The following is a 24,861-nucleotide window of genomic DNA, read 5'->3' as shown; positions in this document are numbered from 1 at the left end:
CTTTGATTTTTGCCCCTATTCCTCCGTCATACCTTCTCTAACATGGTACTTTTGATAAACTTCTCGTTTTGAAAGTTTCCTTTCTTTGGCAACACGTTTTATTGCTTCCTTACTGGATAAGGCTTCTGACTTTAAATAGTGTTCTACATGCTCTACAATCGTTAAGCTGCTCCACCACAAGTAGTCTGACTGTTCTGTTTTCGTTGTGCCTTCCAACACAATACAGCATTCCCCTTTAATTTCTGATTTATCTAGATAGGCGATTACTTCATCAACAGTACCGCGCAAATAGGATTCGAATCGTTTAGTCAGTTCTCTTGCCAGCGCAACATGTCGATTCCCAATTACCTCTCTTATCGCTTGCAATGTTTCCTTCACACGATAAGGTGACTCGTAAAACAGCAGGGTTGCCTGTAATGAAGCCAACCGCTGTAATTCAATTTCCTTTTCTTTTTTCTTTCGTGGCAAAAAACCATAAAAATAAAACTCTTTAGCAGATAAACCGGAACCAACTAAAGCACATAAAGCTGCATTAGCGCCCGGCAAAACAACGACAGGAATATCATGCTGGATCGCTGCTTGGATAAGCTCATGTCCAGGGTCAGAAATTGCTGGCATACCCGCATCGCTCACCAGTGCAATCGATTCCCCTTGCTTTATTTTCGTTAATATTTGCTCTTCACGTGTTAATTTATTATGTTCATGATAACTGATTAACGGAGTAGCTATATCAAAGTGACGTAATAAATTTTTTGTGTTTCTCGTATCTTCTGCAGCAATCAAAGATACAGAACGAAGTGTTGTCAGTGCACGATACGTAATATCTTCTAAATTACCAATAGGTGTCGGTACAACATAGACAGTTGCACGCTCTTTTTCAAAACTGCTCTGTTTGTTCATTTGTCACCACTTCTTTCAGTCTATCCCGAATAAATTGCCATTTTTCTTCTCTTGTTAACTGTTTAATTGCATATTCTTTTTTCATTGCTTGTTCTTTCGTCTCAAAATGTTCTACGTAAACCACCTGAAATGGACCTCGACCTCTCGTATACTTTGCTCCTTTTCCTTCATGATGCATTTTAAGTCTGCGTCCCAAGTTATTCGTATACCCCGTATAAAGTGTACGATCTTTACACCTTAATATATAGACAGTATGTTTATTTTCCATAAATAATATCCTTTGCTTCTGTTGTATATGCTCCATCCTCATCGTAAATATAGAGGGAGGGCAAGATTTTTAAATCTGGTTTGCCATCTCTAGTAGCTTCAATTAAGAGCATATTTGCCTCACGCCCTTGTTTCGGGTAGACAAATTGCAACCGCTTTGGTTCTAATTTATATTGGCGAAATAAATGGATAATATCCACTAGCCTGCCTGGACGGTGTACCATAGCCACCTTTCCACCAGGACGGACATATAGTTTACAAGCCTTTACCACATCTTCTAATGTACAATATACTTCATGCCTTGCAATCGTTAAATGCGGATTTTCATTATGCTCTGATGGCAATGGCGTTGGAAAATAAGGTGGATTACAGGTAATGACATCAAAGCTGCTATGACGAAGCAGTGGCTGCAAATGATTTAAATCAGCATGAAGTATATTTATTTGTTCCGTTAAATTGTTTAATGTCACACTTCTTTCCGCCATTTGATAAATTCTTTCCTGTAATTCCACACCAGTGATGAAAGCTTTTGTTTTTCTGGATAATAGTAATGGAATGACTCCATTTCCTGTACATAAATCAAGAATTCTTCCCCGTTTTATCGGCACATATGCAAAGTGAGCCAATAAAACAGCATCCAAGGAAAAAGAAAAAACGTCTGGGCTTTGAATGATTTGCATTCCTTTTTCTGCCAATAAATAATCCAATCGTTCATTGTCGTATAACTCAACCATAGATCTATCCTTTCTCCTGCTTTATAAAAAATATGATTAGTGCCTCCCAACAACTGATACAATAATAAAGTGAATCTTCAATCAGTGGGGGGGTTTCATTCACCCCCACTGTTTGTTAGTACCGTAATGGTACGAACTAAAGTCCTCTTACGAAATGGGGCATTTAGGTACTGTTATTTCCCACTTAGACTTGTTGTAATACAGATTATCCAACTCCTGAAGTGGGAGTCTTACAGCACCTTATATACGGGATAAATTCTTTGTTCTTCATTTTATTAGATTTTATATTATCTATTATCATTTTACGCATATTAGTGGCTGTTCAAACAAGTTGGCAAAAATGTTGTATTCATTTCATTTGTTTTCCACACAAGCTGGACGAAGCCGTTAGTTAAATAATAAAAGTGACTTTTCCTTGAGAAGAACAATTAAAATGTTGACAGCAATTCAGCAACTTTTCATAAGATATTATCATTTTCGACCTATGTCCCTATTTCCAACTTCCTTCATTTAAACACGTCCTGACTAAAATAACGTGAAAAGAAAAGCTGCCCGATCCAGGCAGCCACATTTACGCTTTTCCTTCATAAAAAAAGGAAAACAAAATTACTTTGTTTATGTTATTTCGTCTTATTAAGAAAGTCTAAGCAAAAGATGCAATCTTCATTTCGTCTTGGACTACCAAATTCCAGATTACAAATATGGAATCCTTCCTCGTACAAGCGAGCCAAATTATCATAACCTTCCCCCGGAAAAGTCTTTTCTTGCTGCTTTGTTTCGTCCGTTACATCAGCATTATTATTTGTATGCTCTAAATGACTGCGCAAATGATGATTTTCCATTGTTAGCCGATGATTTTCTTCTAATAAATCACTCAACTCCCCTTTCAAATCACCTAATTGCTCATATAACTCGCCTATTTGTTTTTCCATATCCGAAACCTGATCAAATATTCGCCTATTCTTCACGCTACTCACCCCGTTATTCTGTGGCTTGCGCTAAAATGCCTTCATCAATTAGTTCATCTAACGTATATTCGATTACCCGTTCTTTATCAGGGATTTCTATTTGGATGAGTCGTTCCAGGATGTTTAAGCCAACCACTTTACCGCTTCCAAAGGGAGTTTCCATCTTTTCTCCTATGTCCGGTAATTCACGTTTAGCTGTCTCATAATCGTCATTCTCATATTTTAAACAGCACATCAATCTGCCACATAATCCAGATATTTTAGCAGGATTCAATGATAGATTCTGATCTTTCGCCATTTTAATAGATACTGGTTCAAAATCCCCTAAAAAGGTAGAGCAACAAAGCATTCTACCACAAGGACCTATTCCACCTAACATCTTTGCTTCATCACGAACTCCAATTTGACGCAATTCAATTCGCGTTTTAAACATGGCCGCCAGATCTTTTACTAAATTTCTAAAATCCACTCGGCCATCTGCTGTAAAATAGAATATGATTTTATTACGATCAAATGTATACTCTACTTCCACTAAGTTCATATCTAAGTCATGTTGTTTAATTTTTTCCGTACATGCTTCTAAGGCTTTTTGTGATTGTACCTGATTCTCTAAAACCGTTAATTTATCCTTATCTGTCGCTAAACGGATGACTTTCTTTAATGGTAGGACGACATCTTCTTCATCAACATGCTTGTTTGTAATAACCACTTTACCAAACTCTATGCCACGTATCGTCTCTACAATAACATAACTATCTAGTGAAATCGACTCTCCCCCTGGATCAAAATAGTATATTTTACCCGCTTTTTTAAAGCGGACGCCAATTACTTCTATCATTCCCTATCACCTCTGCATTTGAAGTGTAAGCTGTTCCATCACTAATGTAGGATGAACATTTTGCTTCAATTTTCGCTTTGCTTGTAAAACAGCCTGTAAATCAGTTAATAGTTTCTCCTGTGAAAAATACATAGCTGCTCTTTCCAGCAATTCATCAGAAGGGGCGAAAAACACCATCCCAGCTTCATGTTCTATTTGGTAATAAAGAATATCTTTTATGGCAAAAAGCAAGAGATCCAATCCTTCTTCCTGCTCATTTCGCTCTTTGAAATGAGTCACCCAATGCTGATGAATGAATAAATAAACATCTTCAGGATTGGTTAAAAGTATTTCAACTAATTGTATCACTATCCGTCGTGCTGTGGCAAACGACTCGTCATGACTTTTGTCCGATGCTTCTTGTAAATTATTTGTAATGGCACTCATTAGTATCGCACTACGTTGATCCAATCCTTGCTCTATTAATTGCTTTTGAAATTCACCTGGGTGAAGGGGGCGTAAATCAATGACCTGACATCTGGAGCGAATGGTCGGAAGGATAGCTTGACTATTGTCTGTTAACATAATAGCGGTAGTTTTTTTGCTCGGTTCTTCTAAGAATTTCAAAATTCGGTTAGCTGCATTGACCGTTAATGTTTCAGCACCATTAATAATATATACCTTTTGATCAGACTCCATGCCAGAATATGTAAATTCCTTTTGCAAATTTCGAATCTGTTCTATTTTAATAGATTGTCCATCAGGCTCAATCCAATGCACATCTGGGTGATTACCTGAAGCAATACGTTTACACGCATTACACTCTAGACAAGGATCAGAAACTGGATTTTTTTCACAAAATAGCCCTTTAGCAATCAGGAGAGCAATCGCTTTTTTACCAGTCCCTCGTTCCCCCTGAAGCAAATACGCATGAGAAATCCGGTCTTTTTTTATACTATTTAATATAATTTTGCTTGCTAATGGTTGTATGTTAGCAACCTCTGACCATGTTTCCATATGTATCTCCTTCATCATTTACTTTTACGTATATAAGTTAATCAGCAAACCTTTAATCTCTCCTATTAAGCCGAGTAGGTCTACTGCCTTCTTTTCTTGATTCATTATATCTTCCGTCAATTGCATTAGTTTTTCATCAATTTGTTTTACTATTGCTAGTTGTCGATTGTTACCATTCATACTAAAGCTCTGTGATTTTTGTAAACGGAGACCACTGCCTACCGTCTCTCGTAAAAACCCTTTCACTAGTCGTTTAAATTTTGCCAAGTCTTGGAACGAGCGAAAACGAGCCAGTTTTTCTCCTTGCAGAGAAATATTCTTCACAATTACTTGTAGCTCCTGTTGTTTCACATGTGCGGATTGGGACTGAAGCATATTTTGAAAAGCACGTTTTCCCTCACTAGACATGCGAGAAACATGCGTTTCTGGTTGTGCTCTGACTTCTTGACTTATTTTCATACCTTCAGCCCCTTTTTCGTTTTGTAGCCCTTAAAATTGAAAAAATGATTCGATTGGTAAAATAAACACCGTCGCACCGCCAACCTCTACTTTTACCGGTTTTGGAATGTAAGAATCGGCGTTCCCTCCCATAGGAGAGATTGGTGCAACCATTTGTTCACGGTGTGAGCAATTATCTTTGATAATCGATAATGCATCATCGACGTAATCATCCTCACAACCAATCATAAGCGTCGTGTTACCTTCTTTCAAAAATCCGCCTGTTGTAGCAAGCTTAGTTGTTTTAAAATTTTCTTCTCCCAATGCATCCACCAGACGATTAGCGTCTTTATCCTGAACCACTGCGATAAGTAATTTCATTGTTAGCCAGCTCCTTTTTATTTTTTTAATAAAGATAGGATACGGTCAAAGGCTTCCTGCTCAACAGTTTCCAGCGTCTGATTCGCATCAATAGACTGAATTCGTGCTGGGAATCTTTCTGCAAGTATATGATAAGCTTTGTATACATGTTCGTGAAATGTAAGATTTTCTAAATCTAAGCGGTTTTGTTCTCTATCTTTATTCGCCGCAATTCGTTCTAATCCTTTTTTTGGCTCTATATCAAAAAATAGTGTCAGATCTGGCATGCAATCGCCAATTGCAAATTGGTTAATTTTTAATACTTCATCCATACCTAGTCCACGAGCGTAACCTTGATATACAAGACTGCTATCTACAAAGCGATCACAAAGCACTATTTTACCTTGCTTTAGTGCTGGTACGATCTTCTCGGCAAGATGCTGGCTTCTCGCTGCTGCATATAGTAACGCCTCTGTATGCTCTTCCATCTCTGTATGGAGCGGATCTAAAATAATCTTTCTAATCTTTTCTGCAATTTTTATTCCACCTGGCTCACGGGTAGCAAGCACATCATAACCAGCTTGGCTTAGCCTTTCTGTTACGGTATGCAAAACGGTTGTCTTCCCAGCTCCCTCGCCGCCTTCAAATGTGATAAAGTATCCGCCCAATGTCATTCTTCCCCTTTTTCTATTTCTGCATAAACATAAATGCCATTTGTATGTCGCTGTTGTATGCGTAATCCAAGTTCTTTCATGTGTTGTATCTTTTCAATATGTGCTTTGGTTATCTTTTCTCCCTTTAGAATAAATGCAATTCCAGGGGGATATGGAATAATTGCTTCTGCAGCAATATATCCCTCAGCAGCTTTCAAAGGGATACACTTGGTAGAGAGTTGATTCATCATACCATAGGATAATTCTAACTCTTGTATACGAGCAGGTGTAAAATGATTTATGTCTATTGTATCATGCTTTACTATATTTTTTAATTGCCCGTCCACTGTTTTCATTGCTTTTTTTAAATACCTTATGTCTGTAAAAGGAGCTAAGCCATGGATCAATAAGATCTGCTTCTCCGTCACAAGTTCTGGGTATATTTGCTGTTGTTCCAACAAATTGCCAACTTTTTTTGCTGACAAGCCATCTTTGACATGGAGCGTGATTTTTAATGGGTCGTCACTTGCTATAAGGTCCCAGTAGGTCGAATTCGCAAAAATATGTTTAACAGTTTGGACACTCTCCATTAATTCTGTAATCGCCTTTCGCGTCATCGATGCCAAATAAAAACGTGCCAAATCTAATGAAGCTAATAGAGGGTAAGACGGGCTACTCGATTGAAGCATTTGTAAATAGTGTACTATCCGCTCGCTCGAAATCCGCTTAGAATTACAATGTAAATAAGAACTCATCGTCATCGCCGGTGCCATTTTATGCGCTGATTGGACAACCACGTCAGCCCCTTGACTTAAAGCCGATGCAGGAAAGTTCTCTCCAAGCGAAAAATGGACCCCATGAGCTTCATCTACTAACACAGGAATACCAAAAGAATGCACCAGTTCAATCATGTCACCAAGATTATAAGTAGACCCAAAATAATCTGGGTAAGTAAAAATAACTGCCTTTGCATCTGGGTACTGTTCTAACGCTGCCTGCAATCCAGAAAAAGAAGGGTGCGTGTATCGACGTACGTTTTCATCGTATTGTGGTGCAATAAATACTGGTTTGGCTCCACTCAATTCCAACCCGTTCATTACCGATTTATGACAATTACGCTGGACGATAACGGTATCGCCTTGCTTACATGCAGCTAAAATCATTGCTAGATTACCTACTGTGCTTCCCCCGATAAGAAAAAATGTCTGCTCCGCCTGAAAAAATGCCGCTGCTAATCGCTCTGCATCAGCAATTATCCCGTCTGGTGCATGTAAATCATCCAGTCCAGTTAATTCTGTCACATCTATTTTTAAAATGGATTGAAAAACATCCTTTGCTTCAGCTGGGAATACATGACCATTTTTATGACCTGGGACATGAAAAGAAATAGGATGCTTTTTATGAAATTCTAGTAATGCGTGATACAAAGGCAATTGCTGCTGCTCCATATATGTATACTCCTATATATTGATCTACTAAATACTTCACTCCATCAAACATTCTGATAAAGTGAATCTTCAATCAGCGGGGTTATCCCCCACTGATTGTTAGACGAACGAATCCGGCATTTAGGTGCTATGTTCAGTACTGATTATCCAACTCCTGAAGTGGGAGTCTTACAGCACCTTATATACGGAATAAAATAGTCAATTATCGTTTTTATCTAGCTTAACATATCTTGGATGCATAGCAAGTTTATTGGTCATTGTTCCTAATACAACAAAGGCGCAAGCGCCCGTTTAGCAACGTAGTGAATGGATCGAATCAACTAAAGATAAAGGAATCATGCCACTAAAACAGGGGTATGCCGACGTCTGACGTCTGGGCGGCAAGCCCGTTTTAGTCGGCCTTCCTCTTAGGGGCGAACCGATGATGACTTATCGTAGGGCGCATTTCTAAAGTCGCATCGTTGCTGGGCGATGGATCCGGACGTGGCTATTCGATTATTTCGTTATCCCCAAGCACCTCATTTTATAGTTTCCTATACAACAAAAAAGCCTTTGCAAGCAAAGACTTTTTAAACTAGGAATATAGTTTCGGTTTCGTTATATTTTTTAATTTACGTAAATAATAGTTATATTTCTCTTCTCTAGGTTCTGTATGAATCATATTGTGCTCACATTCACAACAAATAAACATCGTATATAAATGAATGCCATCCTTCTTTTCCTCTTCACAAATGCCACAACGTTCATATATGGTACGCTGTTTCATATCCCCACCTCCATATTCATTAGCTTCTCCTAATCTAATGAATTTTATACAGGGAATCTTTGAAACTTTTTCCACAGGCTCATAGCTTGTCTTACGGAATAATAAACAGATGAATTGCAGCTAAAGAAGCTATTCCAAAAATGCCAAGAAAACCAGATACTACAGCCGTGAAAAAATTGATCGGGATGTGTAAACCAATTGCACCACCGAATACATTAATAAAAAATAGCAACAAAACCCCTATCCCTAGCTTTACAGTAGTTTGCCCAATGATACGCATAAATTTTACAGGCGTGCCTACTAACAACAACAGGATGATTAATCCTACCATAATCGAAATGACTAATGTCGAGCTCAAATCTTTCACCTCTTTTTCTTAACCAATCGCAAGTTTTTTCTGTACCCTCTTTTTACTATGTATGCATGTATAACACATAAAAGAACCTGTCTGAGCTAAACTCCCAAAGATAGAAAGTTGAACAAAGGCTCGGGGCGCCCGTTTAGCAACGTAGCGAATGGAACGAATCAACTAAAGATTTAGGAATCATGCCCTGCAACCAGGGGTATGCCGACGCCTGAGCGGCAAGCCCGTTTTTAGTCGGTCTTCCCCTTAGCGACGAACCGATGATGCCTTATCGTAGGGCGCATTTCTAAAGTCGCATCGTTGCTGGGCTCATGCGCCGGGCGAGACTAGTCGGTTATTTCGTTATCCCCAAGCACCTCATTTTATACTTTCTTATCTTTTTAGAAAAACTTGGCTTGTCGCCAAGTCTTATGGCGGTAGCCTTTGTTTTTCTTATACTATAAACCAAAAAAATCTTATACCTTCCTATAGCGTAAAAAAGACAAGCTCTCCATCGTCTTGTCTTTGTAAATATAGTATTCTGTTGTATGTTGCTTCAATACAGCGGCTAAGACAGCATTTATATCAATCCGCTAGCTTATCTTTGAAAATACTAATGAAAGTCGGCACGTAATTTTCGGTGCCTTGCTTCCCTGAGTAAATAGATATATTTAGCTCTGGAAATAGCTTCCCAATAGTGCCCATCTATGGTAGGCTCTACACTTTTGGAAACAATGGATTGTATTTGCTTCCACTCTAATTCCAGCTCTCTCATCGTACGTAATAATTCCCCGTCTACATCTTTTTTCTTTATTTTTTTTGCCATGTATCCACCTAATTCCTACACATCTCTTCTACCTTCCAATGCTTTAGAAAGTGTAACCTCATCTGCATACTCCAAATCACCGCCTACAGGTAAACCGTGAGCAATCCGTGTGGTACGAATGCCTGATGGTTTAACAAGTCGGGAAATATACATCGCTGTTGCTTCTCCTTCAATATTTGGATTGGTAGCAAGAATTAACTCCTCTACTTCTTCATCCTTTAGTCGCTGAATCAAACTAGGTACATTAATATCTTCTGGTCCAATACCATCCATTGGGGAAATCACGCCATTTAATACATGGTATTTTCCATGATATTCTTTCATTTTTTCCATTGCGATAACATCTTTCGGATCTTGAACGACACAAATAACAGATTGATCTCTTGATGTGTCCTGACATATCGCACAAGGGTCTTGATCGGTAATATGTCCGCAAACAGAACAATGTGTCAGCTCACGCTTGGCATTTACTAATGAATTAGCAAAGTCCAAGACATCATCTTCTTGCATATTTAGTACAAAGAATGCCAGACGGGCAGCCGTTTTCGGGCCAATACCTGGCAATTTGGTAAAACTGTCGATCAGTTTAGAAATCGGTTCTGGATAATACATTCATGTGCCTCCTAGAATTAGAACATTCCAGGCATATTTAACCCTTTCGTGAATTGTCCCATCGTATCATTTGTTTTATCATCAATTTGCTTTAATACATCATTCGTTGCTGCTAGGATAAGGTCTTGTAGCATTTCTGCGTCATCTGGATCGATCACTTCTTCTTTTATTTGTACATCGGTTATTTCCTTTTTACCATTAGCAACAACCGTCACCATACCACCTCCGGCAGATGCTTCGAATGTCATCTCATGCAGTTCATCCTGAGCTTTCATCATTTTCTTTTGCATTTTTTGCATTTGCTTCATCATATTATTCATATTTCCCTTCATGGAAAATACCTCCTTTTAAAAGTGTAATCAAATTAATCGTGAATTTCTATTATATCATCACCAAAAAGTTTCTGTGCTTCTGTCACAACTGGATCTTCAGTCATTTCTTCTTTGGCGGATGTTTTTTCTTGTTTGGCAACATACTCATTGCGAAGTTCAACCCAATCCTTCTCTGGGATCGGAATAATGGTCAACGTTTTTCCTAATACAGAAGTCAAAACGGATTCCACCGTTTCCTGATTATCTAAAAACAATGAACAGTGAATCTCATATTTAAACGCTACGACAAGCGCTTGGTCGGATGCTGCTGCGGGTTTACTATCCTGAATCGTAGCATGTGCAGGAGCGCTTGCCTTTTTCAATTGCCCTAAAAATGTTCCCCATTGGGAGTGAACTTGCTTTAAGGCTGATTTTTCTGCTTCACTCAACACATGTCGAATCCGCTCGTAAGGTATTTTATACGTGTTTTTTGCAGACCGATTAGGTGCTTTTCTGCTTTCACGCTGTGATGCTGGCTGTGTTGGTATGACTGGATTTTCCTTCAGCAGCTTGATTTCCTTTTCCAGCTTGCCAACTTGTGAAGAAAGTCTTGTAATCGTATCTGAATCTGCCAAGGAATTATTGTTTTCCACTTGTTCCTGTATACCATTGGCTATCGTTAAAATAGCAATTTCAATATAAACTTTTGGGCTATTCGTCCATTTTATTTCCTGTTGACACTGATTTAATTGTCTCATTGCTTCCTGTATCCATTGGTTTGGTACAGTATCTGCTAACACTTGAAAAGGCTCATCCACCCTCGCTCGTTCCAATAATCCTTCCAATGTTGGAGCACTCTTGTATAACAGCAAATCACGCAAGAAATAAATCATATCATAAACGAAGCGAGCAGGATCTTTTCCTTTTTGAATTAATTCATTCAATTCCATTACCGCTTGCTGGACATTTTTTTCATACATATGACGAATAATATTCGTTAATGTGTGTTGGGAGACCCCACCAGTAACAGCTAAAACATCCTCCAGTTCTACGGATTCATCACTGTAGGAGATAGCTTGATCAAGAATACTTAACGCATCACGCATCCCACCTTCAGCAGCCAATGCTACGGTGTCTAAAGCTTCCTTAGATACAGTAACCCCTTCTGCTTCCACAATCGTTTGTAATCGATTGATAATAGAAGTGTTGGAGATCGGCTTAAAATCAAACCGCTGGCATCTGGATAAAATGGTTAGTGGGATTTTATGTGGTTCCGTTGTCGCCAAAATAAATACTACATGGCTTGGTGGTTCTTCCAGCGTTTTCAGTAAGGCGTTAAAAGCATTTACCGATATCATGTGTACCTCATCAATGATATATACTTTGTAAGGTACCTGGCTGGAAGCGTATTTTACATTTTCTCTAATCTCTCTTATATCCTCTACGCTTGTATTGGAAGCAGCGTCAATCTCAATGACATCGGAAATCGATCCATTCTGAATTCCTTTACATGCAGCGCATTGATTACACGGCTCCCTAACTGGGGAACGTTCACAGTTGATTGTTTTGGCAAAAATCTTCGCAGCACTCGTTTTTCCTGTTCCTCTTGGTCCAGAGAATAAATAAGCATGAGAGAATTTCTCCTGTGCAATCGCATTCTGCAATGTTCGAGTAATATGGGCTTGCCCAACGACATCGGCAAAAACCGTCGGACGCCAAACGCGATATAAAGCCTGATAGCTCATGATATGATTCTCCTTTAAAATCTCTTTCTAATTATACTCTATTTATGGGGGAAATGTGAACCATAGCGATACATAAAGTGGAACTTCCAATGACAGAAGGTCTATTCCCCCGAATGGTCAAATGAACAGAACTTGGGTGGAGTTGCTTTTTCCCCACACGTTACTTTAATTTAAAGATGGGAATTGGAGGCTTACTATCAGTTTCTGACAGCATAAAGTTCATTGATTTAGTAGAAGCTTCTAGAAATGAATATGCTTCATTCCGATTTTTCCTTTATAATATGTATATATATTTAAGTGATTCAGGCTTTTAAGAAATGATCAAAGGATTCTTCTTTTAACCTTGATTGCTACAAATAAAGCTTGTGTAATAGATATAAGGAAACAAATCAGTCGTTCATTTGGTTCTCTATATCCATTGGACAGCTTTTATATTTCACTAAAAAGGGGTTTTGTATATGAGTCTTTTAGGAGAAATCTTAACGCATAACCAAGATTTTGTAGAAAAAAAAGAGTATGAAAGCTATCAAAGCAGTAAGTTCCCCAATAAGCATGTCCTGATTCTTTCCTGCATGGATACTAGACTTGTGGAACTATTGCCAAAAGCGATGAATATCTCTAATGGAGATGCAAAAATTCTTAAAACAGCAGGAGCGCTTGTTTCCCATCCGTTTGGAAGTATTATGCGCAGTATTTTAGTCGGTGTCTATGAGCTTGAAGTAGATGAGATTTACGTTGTTGGTCATCATGATTGTGGTATGGCTAGCGTAAAAGCAGAGCAAACGTTAGAAAAAGTAAAGCATCGAGGCATCTCTCAAGAAACGTTGGATACGCTGCAGTATTCAGGGGTTGATTTTAACCGTTTTTTTAAAGGCTTTGATAGTGTAGAAGACAGTGTTAGACATAGCGTCTCTACGATTGGAAATCATCCGTTAATGCCTGGTACAGTACCTGTTCATGGTCTCGTGATGGATCCTGAAACAGGTAAACTCGATCTTGTTGTCGACGGCTATAAGAAATAATCTAATGATTATTCAACAGGCTGGGACAAAACTAAAACAGCTGATTAAAAAACGAACAATAAATCGTACTTGTATATACGCAAGTTTTTAGTGTAGTCAACATATGTAGACTCCTGCGGGAATAGCTCGAGCTGAAGATCCCGCAGGAAAGCGATCTTTGCTTTCCGAGGAAGCTGAGGCCGTGCCCGCGGAAAGCGAAATATGTTGACGTAGCGAGGATAGGAATTTTTTAACACAAACAAACCGAACAATTATAAATGAATTGTTCGGTTTTTGCTATTTAGTATTTGCTTATGTCCCAGCCTCTTTATTTTTTATAGAATGTCACAAAGGAAAAATAATTGCCGATTGATCGTTATGACTCTATATTATAGTTTATTATTTAAATATTTAAGTTTCAACCACAAGTTCACCAAACTATGGTTTATAGTTTCTAAATCCTTTTCAATTCGTTTTCTCTACTTCATATCGAACTGAATAACCCTAATATATAGTATGATCAATCTATCATTCACAGTTAGGAAGTGTAACGATGATAAAAAACGATGTAGTATTAAACTAGCTAAGAGTTAGTTTAACTCACGTATTCAAGCGTTGCTCGAGTGAATTGGACTGTAATAGCGAGCGACACACCGCATAATGATGGCAGATGACCAATTAGCTTGCACTTTATCTTGGGGATGATACCAGTTATAAAGCCACATCACTTAATAACAGCTATTTATTTAACCACCACTATGAACCATCAAGCTTAGCAAAAACTTTCAATGTTAAGGGTAACGTGACTATAATCAGAGAATAAGTTCCGACAATACTACTGTATATTGGAAAAAATAAACAGAAATTTTACCTTACGGAGATCGTGTCGTGAACATGAAAAACGGACAATTAGAAGAGATGGATGCAAACATATTTGCCACAAACTATTTTTTATAAGCTCATTAAAATGGTTCCATAAGAAAACAAGAGCTAATTCTTTCTGCAAAGCTATTGTGTTTCTTATAGTATTAGAAAAGCTCTATCCAATGTTGGACAGAGCTTTTTGTAGCCGTTATGTATACCGTGCACCCATCATCGATACGGTGACCCTATGCGTTACTCAAGTTCATGGCTCGGCTTAGGCTTCCCCGCGGCACACAGAAATGACCACTTACTGCTGCTTCCTTCCGGACCTGACAGGGTTCATGGGTTTCTGTTGCGCAGGACCTAAGCGTCAACACCAATCCCTTGAGGCAGACCATAAAGTCATCGTACCTCAGACGGGAATTCGGCCTCGCTATAGCGGATTGCGAGTATAGGGCACCGCTACCTCCCCGCTTAGCACGGTACTAACCATTATAACGAGAATACGAGCAAATTGCAATAGAAGATGATGGAAAGATAGTAACCGAATTTGTTCAAAAGGACGCTTAATGAGAAAACGTAATTGCTAAAATTTATGGAACGCATACTAAAACTTCTAATCCTCTTTTTGATGCAACTTCTTTCGCTCGCGAAGCCTTTTAAAAAAATCCTTTAATAAATTGGCACATTCTTCTTCCAATACGCCTGCAGTCACATCAACCTGATGATTAAATCGTGCATCATCTAGTAAATTAAACAGTGTGCCAGCACAGCCAGCTTTCGGATCATATGCACCGTAGACTACCCGTTTTATTCGTGATTGTACTATCGCACCTGCACACATCGGGCATGGCTCTAACGTAACATACAACGTACAATCCTCTAAGCGCCAGCTGCCAATCTTTTCATTCGCTTGTTGAATGGCAAGTAGTTCTGCGTGTGCTAATGTACTTTGGGTCGTTTCACGTAAGTTATGCGCAGTGGCGATCACTTCATTATCATACGCAATAAGAGCCCCAATCGGAACCTCCCCTTGCTCTGCTGCTTGTTTTGCCTCTTGAATAGCAATTTTCATCATATGTTCATCCATCAAAGGTATCCCAACATTTCATTTTAGTTTGAAAAATAGAGAATCGGTAATAATACATAAAAGCACTTTTGGAAAAGCAAAGATGTTATTAGAACCTTTTGTTTATTCACTTTTCCGTAACAATTGCGCATACTGAAGAAAGGAGCAACTATAGTGAACGTACCTTTAAACGATAGCGCTGTTTTGTTTGTAGATATTATTAATGATTTTAACTTTTCTGGCGGGAAGGAATTAGAAGCGAATACGAAACAAATCCTTCCAAATCTAATTAAATTACGTAACTTTGCAAAAGAAAAGAAGCTTCCAATCATTTATGTTAATGATCATTACGGACTTTGGCAAGCAGACTTTCGGAAAATCACCGATTATTGCTATAACGATAGAAGTAAAAATATCATTGAAAAGTTAGAGCCAGATGACGATGATTATTTTTTAATTAAACCACAGCATTCTGCTTTTTTTCAAACTCCTTTACAAGCATTGTTAACAGAGCTTGGGAAAAAACGTCTCATTATGGCAGGTATCGCTGGAGATATCTGCATTCTATTCACGGCTAAAGACGCTTATATGTATGGTTATAGCATGTATATACCAGAAAATTGTATGGCTTCAGAAGGAAAGGATAACAATGACTATGCTTTATATTTATTACATGCTGTCATGAAAGCAGATACTACAGCAATATAATTGACATATCCAAGCTCCCCTCCTCATAAAATAAAAGTAGCAAAACTTTGAAAGGAGGGAGTTTGTTTGCAAATCCACGTCGTTACTGCTGGAGATACGTTGTTTGAAATTGCTACTACATACAGTACATCGACCCAAGCAATAATCAACGCCAATGAGCTGGATGCGCCTAATAATCTTGTGGTCGGTCAAGCTTTGGTTATTCCTATCATTGGACAGTTTTATTTTGTCCAGCCTGGTGACAGCTTGTTTTCAATTGCACAACAATTTGGGATATCCTATGAAATGCTGGCACAAATTAATCGTATTCCTCCAGGAAATGTTTTACCCGTAGGATTTCGGCTTTATATACCACCAGCTCCTAAGGTTCCCATAACGACAAATGCTTATATTGAGCCTACCGGCGATACCGTTTCGGAAACGCTTAAAAACTCAGCCCGAAAAGCAGCACCTTATTTAACCTATTTAGCCATCTTTAGCTATCGAGTAGGTCGAGATGGTAGCTTAACGCCACCACCGTTAAATGGGCTTGCAGAAATTGCAGAGCAGAATAATACAGCAAAAATGCTCGTCGTAACCAACCTCGAGGGAGGAGAATTCAGTCAGGAACTCGGTCATATTATTGTAACTGTACAAAGTGTACAAAATACACTACTTGATAATATTATTAATACCGCAACCACTGGCGGATATACGGATGTTCATTTTGATTTTGAATTTTTGCCGGGTGGAGATCGTGAAGCATATAATGCATTTTTACGTAAGGCAAAGGAACGACTCTCCCAAGCAGGATTACTAATGTCAACTGCATTAGCACCAAAAACACGTGCCGACCAGCCAGGTCAGTGGTATGAAGCACATGATTATGCTGTGCATGGGGAAGTTGCTGACTTTGTTGTCTTAATGACCTACGAGTGGGGCTATAGCTATGGTCCGCCATTAGCGGTTTCCCCTATTGATGAAGTACGAAAAGTAGTGGATTATGCACTCACAGAAATGCCTGCGGACAAAATTTTATTAGGGCAAAATCTGTATGGTTATGATTGGACATTGCCTTATGCAGCCGATGATGGAGAGCCTGCACAAGCTATTAGTCCGCAACGAGCAATTGCTATTGCTCGGGAAAATAATGCAGAAATTATGTTTGATCAAGGAGCACAGGCACCGTTTTTCACCTATACAGATAACACAGGAACGAGACATGAAGTTTGGTTTGAGGATGCAAGATCAATTCAGGCAAAGTTTAATTTAATTAAAGAATTAGGCTTGTTAGGCATTTCTTATTGGAAGCTAGGGCTCGCCTTCCCGCAAAATTGGTTATTATTACAAGATCAGTTTACCATTACGAAGCTAGAATAATACCATATTGCCGTATCTTTTTATTGATTAACTTGCTTCTTGCAACTCCAAGCAACTCCAAGTCAATCCAGATTACAGCGATTACACTTAAAGCAATATTACGTTTCTTCCTTTTGCCATTATTTTCAGCAATTTTCCTCGGCTTTATTTTCTGCCTTATTAGTCAAAAAAATAAGTCCTCTACAACCAGAGGACTTATTTTTTATGCTTATTTATCCTAAATGCAAAGTAGACCGCAATACTCCTGATTCAAGTGTTGAGGAAGAAGTTAAAGCGGGAGATATAGGACATCTAAATTCACGATTCGTGGATCTGTAAGATGTCGATCTCTAGGGGCATTGCAACAGGATTTTGAATACATCACCCGTAAAAATAGCGCATTCCTTTTTTTAGAGAAGCCTAAAGATTTAGCCTTTGTTATACTTCAATCAGTGCGGGACGAAAGAGCCCCGACGCTAATTGAAGGTTCAATTTATTTCAATACATTTAAAGCTTCTCGATTAAAAGCAGGAATATCATCCGGCTCGCGGCTTGTCACTAATTGGTTTTGACAAACAACCACTTCTTCGTCTACTACATGAGCACCAGCATATTCCATGTCTACTTGAATCGACTTAAACCCAGTTGCTTTTCTTCCTTCTAACGTTTTTGCTGTAATTAACAATTGTGGACCGTGACAGATTGCAAATACGGGTTTCTTTTTATCCATAAAATGCTTCGCAAATGTCACAAAACGTTCATCTGCACGTAACATATCTGGAGAAAACCCACCTGGGATAAATAGCGCATCAAAATCACTTGGATTTACATCGTCAATACCATAATCAATCGTAACCGTAGCATCATTGTTTTTTCCGGTTACTTGCTTTCCTTTTTCTTTTTCAATAGTAATCACTTCATGACCAGCGTCTTGAAATGCTTTTGCTGGATTTGTGTACTCTACATCTTCAAACATATCTGTAAGGACGGTTGCGATTCTTTTACCCATCTATCGATTCCTCCCTTAATCATTGTACACAATTATGTATTCCCACATAGAACAAGTTTAAACATCAGATGCCCATCAGTTTTCGCAGCTCTTGCTCATTATTAATTAAATCTTTTAATGTATATTCATCAAGCACTTGAAAAAAAGCCATTAATGCTTTGTTAAGCACATGCTTTAACGTACACGCTGGAGAAATAATACAGTGATTCGTTTCCTTGTTGAAACACTCCAATAATACAAAATCATTTTCCAATATGCGCACAAGTTGACCTACATTAATTTCTTCTGCTGGCTTCGCTAAACGAATACCCCCATTCCTACCACGAATGGATTCAATGAGCTCCAGCTTTGTTAAGTTGTGAACGACTTTTCGTAAATGCTCTTGTGATATATGAAAAACAGTAGATATCTCCTTTATAGTTGCTAATTCCTGTTCCGATTTCATTCCAGTCAAAATTAAAACTCTTAGTGAATAGTCGGTGTATTTTTTTAGATTCATGATTTCACCTACTAAATAATAGTTTTTGTTTTTCACAATATTGTAACACAAAAATAGTGAAAGTGGTTTTATATCATTTTTCTTCATTATACAATAAAGATGTATTTTAAATACATCTTTATTGTATGGGAGGAGTTTTATTATGAAAACAAAAGCAACAACGACTCAGTTAGACGAACAAAGTAAACAACTGATTAAGGCTACGATTCCAATATTACAAGAACAAGGGACTGCAATTACAAAACGATTCTATCAATTAATGTTAGGTGACCACCCCGAGTTAAATCACCTTTTTAATCAAACAAACCAACGACGAGGTGATCAACCTGCCGCATTAGCAAATACAGTATATGCTGCTGCTGCAAATATTGATCAATTAGAAAAAATTGTACCTCATGTTTATCAAATTGCACATAAGCATAGAAGTTTAAATGTTAGACCGGACCAATACCCAATTGTTGGTAAATACCTACTGTTAGCGATGAAAGATGTACTGGGGGAAACAGCTAGCGATGATATTATCGCTGCATGGGAAAAGGCATACGGAATCATTGCGGATCTATTTATTCAAGCAGAAAAAAAGCTATATGAAAAAACAGAAAAGCAATCTGGCGGTTGGGCAGGGTTTCGCAACTTTAAAGTCACTCAAAAAATAAAAGAAAGTGATGTCATTACATCATTTTATTTACAGCCTAAAGATGGTCTAGCAATTCCCGATTTCTCACCAGGACAATATATAACGATTAAAGCGGAGATTCCAAGCGAACCTTATACACATCTTCGCCAATACAGCTTATCTACGTCCCCTGGAAAGGACTATTATCGAATTAGCGTAAAACGTGAAGCAGGTGATTCACAGACACCAAAAGGAATCGTCTCTAATTTCTTACATGATTTCGTTCAAGAAGGAAGTATCTTACCAGTTAGTGCCCCTGCTGGAGATTTCACCTTGGATTTAAACGACAACAGACCGCTCATTTTAATTAGTGGCGGGGTAGGAGTAACACCAATGATGAGCATGCTGGAAACGGTGATCCAAGAACAACCGGCTAGAGAAGTTGTGTTTATACATGCTGCGAAAGCTGGCAATTTCCATGCGTTGAAAGATCGAGTTCAAGCCATCAGTAACGAATACGATCATGTTTCAAGCTACACGTTGTATAGTGAACCTGAAAAAGAAGATAGATGTGATGTAAGTGGTTATATTAGTTACGAATGGTTACGCACCATTCTTCCTGCTACAAATGCTGCCTTTTATTTCTGTGGTCCAAAAGGCTTTATGAACAAGACGTACCTTATTCTGAAACAGTTGCACGTTGCAAATACTGATATGCATTACGAAATTTTCGGTCCGGCTGCAGATATTACAGCATCCTAAGAAGGAAGGAGTTAACTCGCCGCCTTGCTCTATTCCAGTTTTTAAATCCTATGCAGTTAGAAGACCATATGAAATAGCCCCTACATGATTTAGTAAAAAGGATTGAATCTGAATACCTCATTAATGGATGTACAACCATCCGTTATTTTGCTATTTTTTCGGTAAAAGATTGGTTACTTAGCGATAAAAAGCTAATACCGAAAATTACTAACAAGTATTGATTAAGAACAGGGCGAAATCATTTTAATACAAGAAAGGACATAACAATTTTATACGAGTAATCGGTTATCCTTCATTTTTGTTGTGAATTTAGGCCACGATCATAAAAATCGCTCTACTTTGTGTTTTCTTAAGCATACATGTAACTATATGAACAGTTGTTCTTGTAATCATATCATCGAGCAACGATGTTTTGTTTTGACATTAAAAAGTAATAAATTATTATCCAATTGATTTAGTCTCAGAAAGAACATTAAGCGGATTTCTGCTAGCAATAGAAACCAACTCTAAAAAATAAGTAGAGGGGTGCATAACCCCACTACTTACATTTATGTTTTCTTAAGTACCACTTGCACGACATGGCACAATCCTGAATGTCTCGTTCCTTCATGTCTTTCTGCTTCACCATAATAAAAGTGAATCCATTTATGACCATCCAGCCAATTCAACAAATCAGTTGGCCGATATAACATGGTTTTGTCCTTTGGTCCGCCGGTTTGATATTCCAGTTGATCCTCTGAATATACTTCTAACATAAGATAGCCACCAGTCTTGAGTGACTGTAGCATATTATCCATTAAAAAATGCTGCTGTTCTCTAGGAACATGACCAAACACCATGATAGCAGCATCATATTTGTTTTTAACTACGTTTTCCTTGGTAAGATCTTTTTGGACAGTCTTTACGGATACGCCGTTTTCATGAGCTAATTGACTTGTTTTGTCAAGCCCCACAGTTGATTGATCATATGCCGTTACATAATGGCCACATTCCGCTAAGTATACCGCATTTCGTCCTTCTCCTTCAGCAAAACAGGCTACAGCTGATTCTGCTAGCATTAGTTGACTCATAGACTGGATAAAATCATTGGCTGTTTTACCATACACAAACTTGTTATCGGAAAAACTCTCATCCCAAAATTCCTTTGACATCATTTCATCTCCTTGCTGATTGCATTCTACGTCCTCATGTTTTAAATAATTAAGTCGTTAAAAACAATCTACCGATGGAATGCTTGCTGAGCCAATTTTTATGGGCTTTTGATTGCCCTCTTTAAATACCCCCATATGTAATGTAACAGATAATACTAATAGATAAAATGATTTGAACTTATAAATGAGAGCGAATGACAAAATTATATTCTTTATTTAGCCTTTTAAGACTAGGGCTCGATTTAAATAACGCCTACTATATATAATGAATCTTTACTTTATTCCAAATTAATTGCCAATTCTTCTCACTGACCCGGTCACGATATATCTTCATCCTTTCCTCTGTTTGCAAAAAATACGTTGTTGGTCTTACTTCTAATTGAATTGCATCTTTTATCCCATGAGGGGCAGTTAAAATAACCTTTTCGTTCTGATCTAACCGTACTCCTAGTGCTGTTGCAGTTTCAGGAAATTTTGAAATAGCGTCCTCCGAGGAAGTATATGGAGGCACATGGTTTCTGTTATGCATTCTCGCTTGATTTTTTACTGACCAAGGAACAGGAGATAAAATCTGATGTAACTCTTTCTCTAATTGTTTATCTCTCTCTTCATCCATGCTTTTCTTATCAAAATAAATGACATCAATATCAGGAAGAGGAGTTTTTAAACCATGTAGTGTATCCCATATTTTTCCCCTAACAAAACCAGCACATATCCACCAATCTGGTAAATACATGGACCTAACTGCTTTCAGTAGCGCCATCATATCAGCATCTTCTTGAATGATTTTTACAATATCTTGTTCGGTTGCTACCATTTTTCTTCACCTTCTACTCAAAATTCTCCTATAATTATGTTGTTCTCGATACGTACACTAACAAATTCCTTTATATACCGTAAAAGAATTCTCTCGAACAAAGGCGCGGGGCGCCCGTTTAGCAACGTAGCGAATGGAACGAATCAACTGAGATAAAGGAATCATGCCCCTGCAACCAGGGGTATGCCGACGTCGGGCGGCAAGCCCGTTTTTAGTCGGCCTTCCTCTTAGCGACGAACCGATGATGCCTTATCGTAGGGCGCATTTCTAAAGTCGCATCGTTGCTGGGCTCATGCGCCGGACGTGGCTTCGGTTATTTCGTTATCTCCAAGCGCCTAAATTTATACTTTCTTATCTCTTTAGAAAAACTTGGCTTGTCGCCAAGTCTTATGGCGGGAGCCTTTGTTTTTCTTATACTATAAACCAAAAAAATCTTATACTTTCCTATAGTGGAACAAAGGCGCGGGGCACCCGTTTAGCAACGTAGTGAATGGAACAAATCAACTAAAGATAAAGGAATCATGCCACTAAAAACAGGGGTATGCCGACGCCTGAGCGGCAAGCCCGTTTTTAGTCGGCCTTCCTCTTAGCGACGAGCCGATGAGGCCTTATCGTAGGGCGCATTTCTAAAGTCGCATCGTTGCTGGGCTCATGCGCTGGACGTGGCTATTCAGTTATTTCGTTATCCACAAGCACCTAATTTTATACTTCTTATCGTTTTAAAAAACAACCTAAACTTTTTGCCTTATGTACTTTCAACGTGTTATCTTATTGGGCTTACAGTCTTTCTAAATTAAAAAAGAATAGCTATCAACCAGTCTTCGTGCCATTTAACCCACTTGTAAGGTCCCGCTTTCAGAGCTTTCAGAAGCCTGGAAGCGACACAATGAAGTTTAAGTCGGAGATAACGACTACTAAATTCCCGATTCGTTTAAATATCTTTAAGGTAACACCCTTGATGTACAAACATTCAGTAGGAGATGAAAAACTCCTACTGAATGAAGCTTCCATTTATTCTTCTAATGTAGATGTATCACCCGTAGGTAATCCTAGTTCCCAAGACTTTAATAGTCGGCGCATGATCTTTCCACTCCGTGTTTTTGGAATAGTATCTCTTACTTCTAACTCTCTAGGTGCTGCATGGGCACTTAATCCGGTTTTTACAAATTGTCTTATTTCATCTCGTAATGCTTCCGAGTCCTCGTATCCATCATTTAACGTAATAAATGCTTTAATGATTTCTCCCCGTTCTGGATGTGGCTTACCAATTACACCAGCTTCTGCAACAGCAGGATGCTCGATAAGTTTGCTTTCCACTTCAAACGGACCAACTCGTTCCCCTGATGTATTAATGACGTCATCTAAACGTCCCTGGAACCAAAAATAACCATCTTCATCTTTATAAGCGCTATCACCTGATACGTACCATCCATGGATAAAGTAGCTTTCATATTTTCCATGATTATTCCAGACTGTACGCATCATCGAGGGCCATCCTTTTTTAATAGCTAAATTCCCCATTTGATACGGGGGTAATTCATTTCCTTCATTGTCAATAATCGTTGCTTCAATGCCTGGAATTGGTTTACCCATGGAACCAGGCCGTATTTCCAAGCAGGGAAGATTGACAATCAATTGTGCTCCCGTTTCTGTCATCCACCATGTATCATGAATGCGAAGTTCAAAAGCCTTCAATCCCCACGTAATAACTTCTGGATTCAAAGGCTCACCAACACTTAGGATATGGCGTAATGCAGAAAGATCGTATTTTTCAACCGTTTCTTTCCCTGCACTAACCAACTTACGTAATGCGGTTGGTGCTGTATACCAAACTGTAACGCTATATTTTCCAAGTGTATGATACCAATCATCAGGCGAAAATCTTCCCCCACGGACGACATTCGTCACGCCATGGAGCCAAGGTGCAAAAATTCCATAGCTGGTACCTGTTACCCAACCAGGATCAGCGGTACACCAATAAATGTCATTTTTCTTTAAATCCAGCACCCAATCGCCTGTTGCATAATGCTGCAGCATCGCATTGTGCACATGGTAAACTCCTTTTGGTTTTCCTGTAGACCCAGAGGTGTAATGAAGCAGCATACCGTCTTCCAAGTCAACCCATTCAATCTCTGTTTCATTGGCGGCTGCTTCCATTTCCACTTTATAATTAATATATTGATCCACCGTTTCTTCATGCTCACCAATAAGAATTATTTTTTCCAATGCGGGCAAATCAGCTTGTGGAACTCGTTTCAATAAATCAGGGGTCGTAATCAGCATTCTTGCCTCACTATCCTGTAAACGGTCTCTAACAGCTTGCTCCATAAAAGCTTCAAATAAAGGTCCAGCAATAGCACCTACCTTTATAATACCGAAGAAAGACGCATAGAATTCAGGGCTTCTCGGCATAAATAAAAACACTCGATCCCCTTTTTTTATTCCATACTTACGTAAAACATTTGCAAACTTATTACTCTCTCTACGCAGGTCGTCAAAGGTTAGCTTCTCTTCTCGATCCGGTGATGAAAATAACAACGCAGTCTGATCTTTTTTATCCGGATTATCAGCGTGACGATCCACTGCCTCAAAAGCCATATTTACCTTGCCTGTTTCAAACCAAGAAAAGTTCGATTTTATACTGTCCCACGAAAATGTTTGTCTCGCTCGTTCATAATCCTTAAGATTATGATTCCCTTCTCTAGCGGGGATCTTCTCCATATCCACGTATCATCACCTCGTATGTTTTAAAATTGGTATCGGTTACATATTCCTGCTGTTTACACCTTATTTAAGCTGATTCATACTTAAACACCATCTAA

The 24,861-nt window shown here is 38.6% G+C and carries 25 protein-coding genes, 1 other RNA gene and 1 pseudogene; 4 read left to right on the top strand and 23 right to left on the bottom strand.

Features of this window, described 5'->3' with window-relative positions:
- Nucleotides 1–15 precede the first annotated feature (15 nt).
- From rsmI to dnaX, 16 genes and pseudogenes are all read right to left on the bottom strand, one after another.
- A complete protein-coding gene (gene rsmI / locus KBP50_RS00450) occupies nucleotides 16–900 on the bottom strand; it encodes a 16S rRNA (cytidine(1402)-2'-O)-methyltransferase (protein ID WP_050350501.1) in 885 nt (294 codons plus the stop codon).
- Nucleotides 878–1,168, bottom strand: coding sequence for a GIY-YIG nuclease family protein (locus KBP50_RS00445; protein WP_050350502.1), 291 nt, complete (start codon nucleotides 1,166–1,168; stop codon nucleotides 878–880). The genes rsmI and KBP50_RS00445 overlap by 23 nt, the downstream gene beginning before the upstream one ends.
- Nucleotides 1,158–1,901, bottom strand: coding sequence for a tRNA1(Val) (adenine(37)-N6)-methyltransferase (locus KBP50_RS00440; RefSeq protein ID WP_050350503.1), 744 nt, complete (start codon nucleotides 1,899–1,901; stop codon nucleotides 1,158–1,160). The genes KBP50_RS00445 and KBP50_RS00440 overlap by 11 nt, the downstream gene beginning before the upstream one ends.
- A gap of 620 nt (nucleotides 1,902–2,521) precedes the next feature.
- The gene (gene yabA / locus KBP50_RS00435; protein WP_050350504.1) at nucleotides 2,522–2,869 is read right to left on the bottom strand and encodes a DNA replication initiation control protein YabA; all 348 of its coding nucleotides are present in this window, start codon (nucleotides 2,867–2,869) and stop codon (nucleotides 2,522–2,524) included.
- A 13-nt stretch (nucleotides 2,870–2,882) separates the two neighbouring features.
- On the bottom strand, nucleotides 2,883–3,707 hold the full coding sequence (locus tag KBP50_RS00430) for a PSP1 domain-containing protein (RefSeq protein WP_050350505.1): 825 nt from the start codon (nucleotides 3,705–3,707) through the stop codon (nucleotides 2,883–2,885).
- Between the two features lie 6 nt (nucleotides 3,708–3,713).
- Nucleotides 3,714–4,703 carry a DNA polymerase III subunit delta' gene (gene holB / locus KBP50_RS00425; RefSeq protein WP_050350506.1) on the bottom strand — a complete coding sequence of 330 codons (990 nt, stop codon included), beginning with the start codon at nucleotides 4,701–4,703 and terminating at the stop codon, nucleotides 3,714–3,716.
- Nucleotides 4,704–4,727: 24 nt separating this feature from the next.
- Nucleotides 4,728–5,162, bottom strand: coding sequence for a YaaR family protein (locus KBP50_RS00420; RefSeq protein ID WP_050350507.1), 435 nt, complete (start codon nucleotides 5,160–5,162; stop codon nucleotides 4,728–4,730).
- Between the two features lie 30 nt (nucleotides 5,163–5,192).
- Nucleotides 5,193–5,522 (bottom strand): cyclic-di-AMP receptor, encoded by a 330-nt coding sequence (locus tag KBP50_RS00415; protein WP_050350508.1) that lies wholly within the window; start codon nucleotides 5,520–5,522, stop codon nucleotides 5,193–5,195.
- Nucleotides 5,491–6,169 (bottom strand): annotated as a pseudogene (gene tmk / locus KBP50_RS00410) (dTMP kinase). Before tmk ends, KBP50_RS00415 begins: the two are co-directional and overlap by 32 nt.
- A gap of 2 nt (nucleotides 6,170–6,171) precedes the next feature.
- On the bottom strand, nucleotides 6,172–7,602 hold the full coding sequence (locus tag KBP50_RS00405; RefSeq protein WP_050350510.1) for an aminotransferase class I/II-fold pyridoxal phosphate-dependent enzyme: 1,431 nt from the start codon (nucleotides 7,600–7,602) through the stop codon (nucleotides 6,172–6,174).
- A 574-nt stretch (nucleotides 7,603–8,176) separates the two neighbouring features.
- A complete protein-coding gene (locus KBP50_RS00400) occupies nucleotides 8,177–8,368 on the bottom strand; it encodes a sigma factor G inhibitor Gin (RefSeq protein ID WP_050350511.1) in 192 nt (63 codons plus the stop codon).
- Between the two features lie 91 nt (nucleotides 8,369–8,459).
- Nucleotides 8,460–8,726, bottom strand: a complete 267-nt coding sequence (locus tag KBP50_RS00395; protein WP_050350512.1) for a pro-sigmaK processing inhibitor BofA family protein — start codon at nucleotides 8,724–8,726, stop codon at nucleotides 8,460–8,462.
- Nucleotides 8,727–9,324: 598 nt separating this feature from the next.
- Complete coding sequence (locus KBP50_RS00390) at nucleotides 9,325–9,537, bottom strand: YaaL family protein (RefSeq protein WP_050350513.1); 213 nt, start codon at nucleotides 9,535–9,537, stop codon at nucleotides 9,325–9,327.
- 15 nt (nucleotides 9,538–9,552) lie between these two features.
- Nucleotides 9,553–10,149, bottom strand: coding sequence for a recombination mediator RecR (recR, locus tag KBP50_RS00385; RefSeq protein ID WP_050350514.1), 597 nt, complete (start codon nucleotides 10,147–10,149; stop codon nucleotides 9,553–9,555).
- A 17-nt stretch (nucleotides 10,150–10,166) separates the two neighbouring features.
- A complete protein-coding gene (locus KBP50_RS00380) occupies nucleotides 10,167–10,481 on the bottom strand; it encodes a YbaB/EbfC family nucleoid-associated protein (RefSeq protein ID WP_050350515.1) in 315 nt (104 codons plus the stop codon).
- A 32-nt stretch (nucleotides 10,482–10,513) separates the two neighbouring features.
- On the bottom strand, nucleotides 10,514–12,205 hold the full coding sequence (gene dnaX / locus KBP50_RS00375; RefSeq protein ID WP_050350516.1) for a DNA polymerase III subunit gamma/tau: 1,692 nt from the start codon (nucleotides 12,203–12,205) through the stop codon (nucleotides 10,514–10,516).
- Between the two features lie 458 nt (nucleotides 12,206–12,663).
- Here dnaX and KBP50_RS00370 point away from each other — a divergent pair, with 458 nt between their 5' ends.
- Nucleotides 12,664–13,227, top strand: a complete 564-nt coding sequence (locus KBP50_RS00370; protein WP_050350517.1) for a beta-class carbonic anhydrase — start codon at nucleotides 12,664–12,666, stop codon at nucleotides 13,225–13,227.
- A gap of 1,060 nt (nucleotides 13,228–14,287) precedes the next feature.
- Here KBP50_RS00370 and ffs read toward each other — a convergent pair.
- Both ffs and tadA read right to left on the bottom strand, forming a co-directional pair.
- Nucleotides 14,288–14,553, bottom strand: an RNA gene (ffs, locus tag KBP50_RS00365) — signal recognition particle sRNA large type.
- Nucleotides 14,554–14,686: 133 nt separating this feature from the next.
- Complete coding sequence (gene tadA, locus KBP50_RS00360; protein WP_050350518.1) at nucleotides 14,687–15,160, bottom strand: tRNA adenosine(34) deaminase TadA; 474 nt, start codon at nucleotides 15,158–15,160, stop codon at nucleotides 14,687–14,689.
- A 153-nt stretch (nucleotides 15,161–15,313) separates the two neighbouring features.
- Between tadA and KBP50_RS00355 the strand changes: the two genes are divergently transcribed.
- Together KBP50_RS00355 and KBP50_RS00350 are read left to right on the top strand one after the other, a co-directional pair.
- Nucleotides 15,314–15,847: a cysteine hydrolase family protein gene (locus KBP50_RS00355; protein ID WP_050350519.1), complete on the top strand. Its 534-nt coding sequence runs from the start codon at nucleotides 15,314–15,316 to the stop codon at nucleotides 15,845–15,847.
- Nucleotides 15,848–15,913: 66 nt separating this feature from the next.
- Nucleotides 15,914–17,206, top strand: coding sequence for a glycoside hydrolase family 18 protein (locus KBP50_RS00350; protein ID WP_050350520.1), 1,293 nt, complete (start codon nucleotides 15,914–15,916; stop codon nucleotides 17,204–17,206).
- A 472-nt stretch (nucleotides 17,207–17,678) separates the two neighbouring features.
- Here the strand turns inward: KBP50_RS00350 and KBP50_RS00345 are convergent, their stop codons facing one another.
- Together KBP50_RS00345 and KBP50_RS00340 are read right to left on the bottom strand one after the other, a co-directional pair.
- Nucleotides 17,679–18,194 carry a type 1 glutamine amidotransferase domain-containing protein gene (locus KBP50_RS00345; RefSeq protein WP_050350521.1) on the bottom strand — a complete coding sequence of 172 codons (516 nt, stop codon included), beginning with the start codon at nucleotides 18,192–18,194 and terminating at the stop codon, nucleotides 17,679–17,681.
- A 64-nt stretch (nucleotides 18,195–18,258) separates the two neighbouring features.
- Complete coding sequence (locus KBP50_RS00340) at nucleotides 18,259–18,693, bottom strand: RrF2 family transcriptional regulator (RefSeq protein ID WP_050350522.1); 435 nt, start codon at nucleotides 18,691–18,693, stop codon at nucleotides 18,259–18,261.
- Between the two features lie 142 nt (nucleotides 18,694–18,835).
- On the opposite strand from KBP50_RS00340, the gene hmpA reads away from it, so the two are divergent.
- Complete coding sequence (gene hmpA, locus KBP50_RS00335) at nucleotides 18,836–20,071, top strand: NO-inducible flavohemoprotein (RefSeq protein WP_050350523.1); 1,236 nt, start codon at nucleotides 18,836–18,838, stop codon at nucleotides 20,069–20,071.
- Between the two features lie 548 nt (nucleotides 20,072–20,619).
- On the opposite strand, the gene KBP50_RS00330 is transcribed toward hmpA, so the two are convergent.
- From KBP50_RS00330 to acsA, 3 genes are all read right to left on the bottom strand, one after another.
- Nucleotides 20,620–21,222 carry a class I SAM-dependent methyltransferase gene (locus KBP50_RS00330; protein WP_050350524.1) on the bottom strand — a complete coding sequence of 201 codons (603 nt, stop codon included), beginning with the start codon at nucleotides 21,220–21,222 and terminating at the stop codon, nucleotides 20,620–20,622.
- A gap of 256 nt (nucleotides 21,223–21,478) precedes the next feature.
- Entirely contained in the window at nucleotides 21,479–22,039 is a 561-nt protein-coding gene (locus KBP50_RS00325; RefSeq protein ID WP_050350525.1) for a nucleotidyltransferase family protein, read from the bottom strand.
- Between the two features lie 1,011 nt (nucleotides 22,040–23,050).
- Complete coding sequence (gene acsA, locus KBP50_RS00320) at nucleotides 23,051–24,766, bottom strand: acetate--CoA ligase (RefSeq protein ID WP_050350526.1); 1,716 nt, start codon at nucleotides 24,764–24,766, stop codon at nucleotides 23,051–23,053.
- Nucleotides 24,767–24,861: the final 95 nt, after the last annotated feature.

The sequence above is a fragment of the Virgibacillus pantothenticus genome (assembly GCF_018075365.1).
Lineage (GTDB): Bacteria > Bacillota > Bacilli > Bacillales > Amphibacillaceae > Virgibacillus > Virgibacillus pantothenticus.
This window is presented reverse-complemented; position numbering and strand designations above follow the sequence as displayed.

Coding starts and splice junctions, on each gene's coding strand:
- KBP50_RS00380 (WP_050350515.1), bottom strand. CDS start 10,481: ATGAAGGGAAATATGAATAATATGATGAAGCAAATGCAAAAAATGCAA.
- tadA (WP_050350518.1), bottom strand. CDS start 15,160: ATGGATGAACATATGATGAAAATTGCTATTCAAGAGGCAAAACAAGCA.
- KBP50_RS00405 (WP_050350510.1), bottom strand. CDS start 7,602: ATGGAGCAGCAGCAATTGCCTTTGTATCACGCATTACTAGAATTTCAT.
- KBP50_RS00430 (WP_050350505.1), bottom strand. CDS start 3,707: ATGATAGAAGTAATTGGCGTCCGCTTTAAAAAAGCGGGTAAAATATAC.
- rsmI (WP_050350501.1), bottom strand. CDS start 900: ATGAACAAACAGAGCAGTTTTGAAAAAGAGCGTGCAACTGTCTATGTT.
- KBP50_RS00340 (WP_050350522.1), bottom strand. CDS start 18,693: ATGAATCTAAAAAAATACACCGACTATTCACTAAGAGTTTTAATTTTG.
- hmpA (WP_050350523.1), top strand. CDS start 18,836: ATGAAAACAAAAGCAACAACGACTCAGTTAGACGAACAAAGTAAACAA.
- KBP50_RS00440 (WP_050350503.1), bottom strand. CDS start 1,901: ATGGTTGAGTTATACGACAATGAACGATTGGATTATTTATTGGCAGAA.
- KBP50_RS00345 (WP_050350521.1), bottom strand. CDS start 18,194: ATGGGTAAAAGAATCGCAACCGTCCTTACAGATATGTTTGAAGATGTA.
- KBP50_RS00400 (WP_050350511.1), bottom strand. CDS start 8,368: ATGAAACAGCGTACCATATATGAACGTTGTGGCATTTGTGAAGAGGAA.
- KBP50_RS00390 (WP_050350513.1), bottom strand. CDS start 9,537: ATGGCAAAAAAAATAAAGAAAAAAGATGTAGACGGGGAATTATTACGT.
- KBP50_RS00325 (WP_050350525.1), bottom strand. CDS start 22,039: ATGGTAGCAACCGAACAAGATATTGTAAAAATCATTCAAGAAGATGCT.
- KBP50_RS00420 (WP_050350507.1), bottom strand. CDS start 5,162: ATGAAAATAAGTCAAGAAGTCAGAGCACAACCAGAAACGCATGTTTCT.
- recR (WP_050350514.1), bottom strand. CDS start 10,149: ATGTATTATCCAGAACCGATTTCTAAACTGATCGACAGTTTTACCAAA.
- dnaX (WP_050350516.1), bottom strand. CDS start 12,205: ATGAGCTATCAGGCTTTATATCGCGTTTGGCGTCCGACGGTTTTTGCC.
- KBP50_RS00415 (WP_050350508.1), bottom strand. CDS start 5,522: ATGAAATTACTTATCGCAGTGGTTCAGGATAAAGACGCTAATCGTCTG.
- KBP50_RS00445 (WP_050350502.1), bottom strand. CDS start 1,168: ATGGAAAATAAACATACTGTCTATATATTAAGGTGTAAAGATCGTACA.
- KBP50_RS00330 (WP_050350524.1), bottom strand. CDS start 21,222: ATGTCAAAGGAATTTTGGGATGAGAGTTTTTCCGATAACAAGTTTGTG.
- holB (WP_050350506.1), bottom strand. CDS start 4,703: ATGGAAACATGGTCAGAGGTTGCTAACATACAACCATTAGCAAGCAAA.
- KBP50_RS00370 (WP_050350517.1), top strand. CDS start 12,664: ATGAGTCTTTTAGGAGAAATCTTAACGCATAACCAAGATTTTGTAGAA.